2 protein-coding genes are annotated in these 1,910 nt (G+C 74.5%); one reads left to right on the top strand and one right to left on the bottom strand.

Going from position 1 to position 1,910, the window contains the following annotated elements; genetic code table 11:
• The first annotated feature begins 2 nt into the window (after window positions 1–2).
• Window positions 3–731 (top strand): DNA-3-methyladenine glycosylase, encoded by a 729-nt coding sequence (locus tag AC1DVT_RS19940; protein ID WP_477391096.1) that lies wholly within the window; start codon window positions 3–5, stop codon window positions 729–731.
• Here AC1DVT_RS19940 and AC1DVT_RS19935 read toward each other — a convergent pair.
• Window positions 706–1,910, bottom strand: a 1,205-nt coding sequence (locus AC1DVT_RS19935; RefSeq protein ID WP_477391095.1) for an SCO7613 C-terminal domain-containing membrane protein, incomplete at its 5' end; no start/stop codon positions are given. The genes AC1DVT_RS19940 and AC1DVT_RS19935 overlap by 26 nt on opposite strands.

Below are 1,910 nucleotides of genomic sequence, written 5' to 3'. Positions count from 1 at the left end.
GAGTGCGCGCCCGGTGCGCCGCGGTGACCGGATCCCGCGACGCGGCCTCGGCAGCGGCGCTGCGCCCCGCCACGCGTGACGACTTCGCGGGCCTGCCCGCCGAGGTCGCGCCGCGGCTCCTCGGCGCGCTGCTGCACACGACCGTCGACGACGCCGAAGTGGTCGTGCGGCTGACCGAGGTCGAGGCCTATCACGGGCTCGGCACCGGGGCGGTCGCCGACCCCGGCTCGCACGCGCGGATGGGTCCCACGGCGCGCAACGCGACGATGTGGGGGCAGCCAGGCCATCTGTACGTCTACCTCAGCCACGGCATCCACTCCTGCGTCAACGTCGTCTGCGGGCCCGAGGGCGTCGCGGGCGGAATCCTCCTGCGCGCCGGCGAGATCGTGGCGGGGACGGATGCCGCGCACCGGCGCCGCCCGGCGGCCCGGACCGATCGCGACCTGGCCAGGGGGCCCGGTCGTCTCGGCGACGCGATCGGGCTGCGGCATCCCGTGCACGACGGCATCGACGCGATCACCGGAGCGCCGTGGGCGGGCGCGGTCGCCCGCCTGTGGCTGCGCCGTGAGCCGATCGCCGAGGTCGCTGCGGGACCGCGGGTCGGTGTCGCGGGCGTGGCGGGGACCGCGGCGTTTCCGTGGCGGTTCTGGATCGCCGGCGACCCGACGGTCTCACCGTTCCGGTGGGGACGAGACGCCGGCCCGCTCAGCGCAGGCTCGTCACCGCCGTGAAGGCGGCGCGGAACTGCTGCATCCGCCGCTCGTAGCGCGCGGCGATGAAGATGAGCAGGGCGCCGCCGATCCCGAGCCACAGCCACCACGGAATGACCGTGTACTGGCTGGAGATCCAGGGCCAGAGCTGGGCGACCGCGTGCACGATCAGCACCGCCGAGCCGAGGAGCAGCGGCGCCTGCAGCCGCCAGATCGCACCGATCACCACCAGTGCGATGGCCACGATGCCGAGTGCGACGACCCGCCACAGACTCGTCACGGCCAGCCCGGATAGCAGGCTCGGCGATCCGAAGTCGTAGATCAGCGAGGGGAGGGTCAGCAGGGCGAGTCCGGGGCCGAGCGTGGGCCAGGTGCGGGTCTCCGGCCGGGTGCGCAGCGCATGGGCGCCGAGGACGATCATGCCGAGCGCCGGGGGGACGGTGACGAGTTCGACCGGACGGACGCCATACGCGGTCAGCGCGACGATGCCGACCACGGCCACGAGGATCGCTGCGGTCGGCGCCAGCGACGGGCCCAGCCGTTCGCGCGAGAGCCAGCCGATGACCCCTACGACGGTGAGGGCGCTCATCGTGAGCGCGGCCCGCAGCTCAGTCCCGCTCTCGCCGCCGAGGAGGATCAGCTCAGCGGTCGCGAACAGGATGAGAGCCAGCGAGAACGCCGCGCTGACGACGTTCGCCACGACTCGGGATGCCGTGGACCGCAGCGCCATGATGCCGATCGCGACGAGGATGCCGACGCCGGCGACCGCCCACAGATCCGCCTCGATGCCGGCGCGCGGCTCGGCTGCGACCAGCGCGAAGCGCCAGCCGATGGCGATCAGCGCGGCGATGAGCCCGCCGACCGCCAGCACGCCGCCGATCCCCGCCCACCGCTCGGAGCGCAGGAGGGCCGCACCCAGGACGCCGATCACGCCGCCGATGATGGCGGTGAGCGTGGCCTGGACGAGTCCGCCCTCGGACTGCACGAGCACGACACCGAGGACGAGCGCCGCCCCTGCCGCCGCGAGCGCGGTCGACGCGGAGGCGACGGGCGGGGTCTGGCTGCTCATCCACACGATCGCCGCGGCGACGACGAGGGCGCCCGCGCCGGCGGCAAGCGCGGCGAATTCGCCCGACTCCACCTCGGGCGTGAGGAGCGCCCGCACACCCATCGCGAGCGCGCCGACGGACAGGAGCAGGG

It is taken from the genome of Microbacterium sp. P2_F9 (assembly GCF_056403635.1).
The sequence above is the reverse complement of the archived record's forward strand: the minus strand, read 5'-3'. Positions and strand labels throughout refer to the sequence as shown.